This window comes from Marinicella meishanensis, from assembly GCF_019931145.1.
Lineage (GTDB): Bacteria > Pseudomonadota > Gammaproteobacteria > Xanthomonadales > Marinicellaceae > Marinicella > Marinicella meishanensis.
This window is the reverse complement of the sequence record NZ_JAIOUV010000009.1, coordinates 209450-215964: the sequence shown is the minus strand read 5'-3', so window position 1 is coordinate 215964 and position 6515 is coordinate 209450. Positions and strand designations below refer to the sequence as shown.

The window sequence follows — 6515 nt, the reverse complement described above, 5'->3', positions numbered from 1 at the left end:
GGCTGGGGTGGTGGCGGTGTTGCCGGCCGCATCGGTGGCGGTGGCGGTTTCATCACCGTCCACGCCAGAGACACCCACGGTGCCGGTACAAGACCAGTTACCTCCGCCATTGTCCATACAGGTGTAGCCTGGGATGGTCAAGGTTGAGCCGGCTTCCACACCAGTACAATTGGCGGTGACCACGGTGCCATCATTGGCAGGATCAGGGGTCACGGTACAGGTGCCAATGGTTGGCGGGGTGTTGTCCAAAGTGAAGTTGGCTGGGGTGGTGGCGGTGTTGCCGGCCGCATCGGTGGCGGTGGCGGTTTCATCACCGTCCACGCCAGAGACACCCACGGTGCCGGTACAAGACCAGTTACCTCCGCCATTGTCCATACAGGTGTAGCCTGGGATGGTCAAGGTTGAGCCGGCTTCCACACCGTTACAGGTTGCGGTGACTGTGGTGCCGTTGTTGGCCGGGTCTGGGGTCACAGTACAGGTACCAATGGTGGGCGGTGTGATGTCACTCAACGTGATGGTTGCTGTGTCTTGAAAGGTGAAATCAGTGGTGGGTAACTGGAATGAATTGGCGTTGATGGTGGCGGTGTTGTCAATGTCGCCAGTGGGTGCTGCCGCATCTATTCGGGCTTGGAATCGAATCACCACAGATTCACCCGGTGCGATGGTGCCGCCATTACTGGCATCGGCGCCATTGCCCACTCGAATGACCACTTGATCATTGCCGGCATCATATTCACCGGCATCATCTCCGGCGCTGTCAGATAAACTGCCGGTCGGTCCGGCATCGGCACTGACGATTTCTAAGGTGCCTGGTTCGTAGGTCATGTTGGCAGGGATTGGATCGGTCACCACGGTGTTGATGGAGCTGTCAGAACCGTCATTGGTGAAACTGATTTCATAGGTGATGAGGTCATTGCGGCCGATGTCACCCCCGTTGACATCGGTGGCGGTTTTGCTCAGCGATGAGCTGTAATCGGGTACATTGAGATCGGTCACAAAGATCAAGTAGTTGGGGTAATAAGAATCACCCGCGGTCACAAAATCAATGGTGGCTTCTGTCTCAGAATTGCCCCAAATGGCCAGAGGGATGTCATGGAAATCAATGTCCATGCCCATTTGATTGACGAAATTGGGGTTTTTGTTGGTGATGTGTGCACCACTTTTGGTGATGGAGCTGTTCCAGAAATTGTTGACCGGATTGATGCCGGTGGTGAACAGGTCGGTGCCTTCAAAGCGGAATTGGTCGCCAGCGATGTTTTGATCACCTTCCCAAACCAAAGCCCCCACGGAAGCGGTCACATCGCCAGAAGCCGGGGTCAGCAAGCCACCAATGGTGACCGAAACGGAGGTGGTGCCGGTGACCCGAGCCGCGCCATCATACAAAGCCAGACGGCGGTATGGCAGGCTGTTGTCCTCATAGACCACCACGATTGACCAGCCGCCATAAAATCCCAATCCATCGGCGCCATTGTTGGCAGACAAACCACCGACAAAATATTCACCGGAGCCATTGGTATCAACGATGGCGGTGATGTCGGCCCGGACTTGGTAAGGTCGGTTGTCGGCAGAGCCTTGGCTGGAAAAATCATCTAAATTGGCACCAGCCACACTGACAGATGTGTAAGTTGCTGCTCCAGGGGGTTTGATGTTAATGGTGCGTCTCGCGTTGGCACCGCCTCCTGAATCGGCGAACCGTCCCCCCCAATACAAACCGGCATACAGCACATCACTGCCGGCTGGTAAGGTGAGGGTGGCACTGGAGGAATTGGTGAAGCCGCCAGCGGGATCTTGGTTGACATAGCGGGTTTGGATGTTGTTATTGCCATTGGTCACGCCACTTTGGATGTCGGCGCAGTTGGCAGTGGTCGCTTCATCACAGGTGATCAGTACATTGCCAATCATTTCAATGCCACCGTTGGTGTCGATGCTGTAACGGCTGGTGAAGTTTCGATCTACCTGGGCCTGTGCAAAACAGGCAAAAATCAACAGTGCAGTGAAAACACTGCCTTTGCTTGGAACGCTCATAGACTCACACACTCATATGTTGGTAATGTGTGATTTATATCACAAAATCCCTTTTATTAAAGATCTGCCAAAGAAAAACTGTGATTCGAATCACAAAATACAGGGGTTCGGGTCTGAATTTGTAACAATTGTTTTGATTTTCATCCAAGCATGGGTGACAACGGACAATTCCTGTCACCCCAAAACAAAAATGAAAATCAGGGGTTTATGGCTGATCTTTCAACTGCTGTGGCACCAACTGAATTTGTTGGCGGTCATAGCCCTCGTCAACAGCGATTTTGATCAAATTTTCCAGCTCCCGCTGATCGATTTGCGGTTTTCTGGCCATGATCCACAGATAGTCCCGTTTGGTGCGGCCAATGATGGTGTATTCATAAGCGGGGTCGACATGAACGATGATGAATTCTGATTTGAACGGCCACAGAAACTGCATTTTCCATTCGGCATTGGAGGGGTCTTCTTGCACCACAAAGCCGGTGGGGTTGTATTCTTTTTTGGGCCCCGTGAAACTGTCTTTGTTGAAGGTGAAACGGGTGTCGATCACATACTCGGATTTTCGGCTGTAGCTTTCAATGGCATTGTGCGCCCCTTTTTCGATGAATGTGGGGATGTTGGCTATCACATACCAATCGCCCATGAACAAGTCCAGATTAACCCGTTCAGCCATGCGGATGGGTGGGCCTTGGCGGCATGATTGAAAGGCAAATAATGACACGATGACAACGACTCCGATGGCAATGTACTTTTTCATGGGACCAACGATGAAACAAAAGCACAGCTTATATATTGTGCTGTGAAAATCCAGTCAATAACCGAGAGTCTGGCCTGCAGCAACAAAAAAGGCGCTGATCACAGCGCCTCTTTGGGTCCATGAAATCAATCCTCAGTTGCCCTCAAATCCACCAGCAAAAATTAAATCTGATTCCACCATTTTGAATTCATCCAAGTGGTACTCAAAAGGGTCGCCGGTGGGGCTGTTGACAATCACCGCACAAAAAGCCGATGCCGTGTTTTCAGGTAACAGCATGCGTCCAGACAGGGTTTGCCATTGCGGGTTGGTGGAGGGTGGCAAAGTGAACGTTTTTGAAAATGGTGTACCACTGTTGCCTATGCAGTCTATTCCATCGGCAAAGGCACACACCAAGTTCAATTCAAGATCGCCAAGCTGCGATGCCACACCCAAGCCCTCAACCGAGAAAGTATGGCTGCCAAATTGTTGAAAATTCACGCATTGTTCGATCAACAAGTCTGGACTTGATACGCTTTGCATCGATACCGAGCCGGACAAATCGGATTGGTCAAAGTCAGGGGTGCTGACTGGAGCAATCAAATCCGGGTTGACGAACAAGGCATTCCAACTGGTCAATGACACCGGATTATCAAGACAGTCATCCAAATGAGCATTATTGAACAAGTTTTCAATATCGATTCGGAATTGTCGTTGTAAATTGCCACCAGGGAAGCCATCGGCATCGCCATCGATGGCATTACCAGCGGCATCGGTGATGTCGTCACAAATCAACAACACATATTGCCCATCAGACAAAGGGGCGTCCAAGGTGAGGGTGGCGTTGGGGTTGGTGGCGGTACCGCCAGGGGTGAAGGTGTTGATGTTGACCAACTGATCATCACCCAAGGCCATGGCGCAAGACTCGGTTTGCAAATCATGGTCGAGGCCGGTGTCAACCAAAGCAAAATTGTTGCTGTCATCGACCCCAATCAAACCCGGGTTGTCATCCTGAAACGACACCACCACTTCCGCAATGCTGGCATCATTCTGGCTGCACGATTCAATTTCAATGATGGAGGGATTGGCATCAATCAAGGTCACACTGGGGATGATCTGATCGACTGGAGTCAGTTCGGTGTCTTGATCAGGGGTCAAGCTGTTGAAGGCGGACAACACCGCGGTGTTGGATAACTCAGTCACGCCAGGATCCAAGCTGTCATCAACTTGGACGGCAAAGAACACCGACTGTTTGCCAGACAGACCTGGCAAGTCACCGACATCAAAGGTGCAGGTAGAGCCGGCCGCATTGTCCGGTGTGCAGACCCAACCGGCGGTGCTGCTCGGCGGATAGAAGGTGGTGTTGTCAGGCACCGTTTCGGAGATTTCAACCAACAAGGCATCCCGATCACCTTCATTGAAGTTGATCAAAGTGTAGTTGATGACTTTACCCAATGCCGCGGTGACGCCACCATCGGTCTTGACAATGCGCAGGTCCACATCGGCATCAATTGGCGTGGTGTCTTGTGCTTGGGTCGTACTGGCATTGCTGGCTGACATCACCACGGTGTTGGTCAGCTGTGAGAATATGCCAGGTACTGGTGTATTCAAGGTCAAGGCAAAATCCACCGAGCCGGCGCTGCCACCACCGACCGTGCCCAGATTCAGGGTGCAGGTGCTGCCCGGGTTGTTGTCCGGCACACAGAGCCAACCGGCGGTGCTGGCAGCGGCATTGAACACCGTCTCAGTCAACACCGTTTCGGTCAGGCTGGTGGTGTCGGCGTCTTGGTCGCCGGTGTTGCCGTAATCAATTTGATACACCACCGTGTTACCGGGTTCCAAGGTGATGTCGCCATCGGTTTTGCTGACACTGAGAACCGCCGATGAGGTCACTGGGGTGTCGTCTGAGGCCTGGACATCACTGGCGTTGTCGGCGCTGAGGGTGACACTGTTACTGATCTGGGTGGTGCCAGCTGGGACCGAACTGATGATTTGCACATCGAAGGTGGTGGCAAAAGCCGTGCTGGCCAAATCCATCGCAGTGGTGGTGCAGGTTGACCCGGCGGTGTTGTCGGGTAAACAAGTCCAATCAAAAGGAGCGGTGGGCACATAGGTGGTGTTGGCCGGAACTGTTTCGGTCAACACCGCGTTGCTGGCTATGCGATCACCGGTGTTGGCTGCGGTGATGTCATAAGACACCGTGTCGCCAGGTACGGCACTGGTCAGGTCGTTGTCGGTCTTGCTGACAAACAAGGTGGCCGCAGCGGTGATCGGCGTGGTGTCGGCTGCGATCACGTCGTTGATGGCGTTATCAGCACTCAGTGTGGCGCTGTTGCTGATTTCGGTCAAGGCGGCCGTGACGTAGGCATCAACTTGGACCGCAAAAGTGGCTGAATCGGCACCGCCTGGGGCCAGTTCAGACGGTGTCAAGGTGCACGTGGAACCGGCGGTGTTGTCCGGCAAACAAGCCCAACCGGCGGTGCTGCTGCCGGGCAAGAAAGTGGTTTCAGCGGGCACGGTTTCGGTCAAGGTGAGACCGGAAGTGGCCCCCGCACCGGCGGCATTGGAATAATTCATGGTGTAGGTGATGGTGTCACCAGGCACCGTGGTGGTGACGCCACCGTCGGATTTGCTCATCGACAACTCAGGTCCCGGCAACACCTCAATGCCGGCATAGCCATTGGTTTGCACCAAACTGGCGTTTTCAATGTTGACATTGCTGCTGGCTTCGGTATTCAAGTCGATGGTGTACATGCTCCACAGATTGGCATTGGCGCCAGTAGAGGGCCGACCAAAGAAAAAATATTGGCTGGTCTGATAATTCAGCGCCGATAAGCCACTGGCGGTGGTGATCGGATCGCCGAAATCAATCTCGATGTTGGTGTTCACTTCGGGTTCACCGCCATCGGAGATGTCGCCTTCGATTTTGGCCAAACTGCGGGCGCCTCCACCGGGGTTGTACAACACCCACAGCCCATCGCTGGATTGGTCCCATTCCAAGCCAAAGATGTTGCTGGGGGTGTAATCGCCCCAAAAATCATCCAAGATCAGGCTGAAATGGGTGTCGGTGCTGGTGGTAGAGACCACATACAATTCGCCATCACCAATGAAAAACACCCGCTCACCGGTGGAGTCACCGGTCAACAAGCCTGAACCCAAAGCCACACCAGAGCCGACGATGGCGCTGTGTTGTTGGGTCACGGCACCCGTCGCGGGGTTGATGATGGCCAACTCCACATCGGTGCCGCGATCGAACAAGGCATACAACGTGGCGTTCGGTTCATCGTACCAGACCCCCCAGTTGTTGGAAGTGGTGTAACCGGCGGTCAAGGCCGGATTGGTGTCGGTGATGCCGGTGTTCAAGTCCACCGTATAGATGCGGTCCACATTCAGGTCATCGCGACCAATGAAATAGGATTTGTTGCTGTTGACATTCAACGCAGTGGCACCGGTGGTCATGTCCAGCATGCCGGTTTCCACCGAGGTGTCGGTGCCCAACAGGGTGATGGCCCCGGTGCCCGGATCCACGGTGCCGATTTGTTTTTCACCCAAATCGGTGGCCGGTGGTAAGCCAAACACGCCATAAATTTCTTGTGAGTGAACACCAAAGCTCAGTAAACAGAACCCTGCCCACAGCCCAATTGACTTTTTCATGATTTTTCCCCGAGAATTGTTACTATGTTTTTATCAGTATAACGCATTCAGAACAACTTTGAATGAATGTCCGATGAAATCGGTCTGCTGTTGCTGAATACCAGGAAAA

At 53.2% G+C, this 6515-nt stretch carries 3 protein-coding genes; all 3 read right to left on the bottom strand.

Translation table 11 applies throughout. The features are described from left to right. Positions 1-2025 (bottom strand): isopeptide-forming domain-containing fimbrial protein (locus K7G70_RS15505; RefSeq protein ID WP_223789561.1); only part of this gene is annotated, 2025 nt, incomplete at its 3' end. Positions 2026-2230: 205 nt separating this feature from the next. Further along, positions 2231-2776, bottom strand: a complete 546-nt coding sequence (locus K7G70_RS15500; protein ID WP_223789560.1) for a lipocalin family protein — start codon at positions 2774-2776, stop codon at positions 2231-2233. Between the two features lie 132 nt (positions 2777-2908). Continuing rightward, the gene (locus tag K7G70_RS15495; RefSeq protein ID WP_223789559.1) at positions 2909-6406 is read right to left on the bottom strand and encodes a DUF11 domain-containing protein; all 3498 of its coding nucleotides are present in this window, start codon (positions 6404-6406) and stop codon (positions 2909-2911) included. Positions 6407-6515 lie beyond the last annotated feature (109 nt).

Excerpts from the sequence above, each read along its gene's own strand:
- K7G70_RS15500 (WP_223789560.1), bottom strand. The coding sequence starts at position 2,776 with ATGAAAAAGTACATTGCCATCGGAGTCGTTGTCATCGTGTCATTATTT.
- K7G70_RS15495 (WP_223789559.1), bottom strand. The coding sequence starts at position 6,406 with ATGAAAAAGTCAATTGGGCTGTGGGCAGGGTTCTGTTTACTGAGCTTT.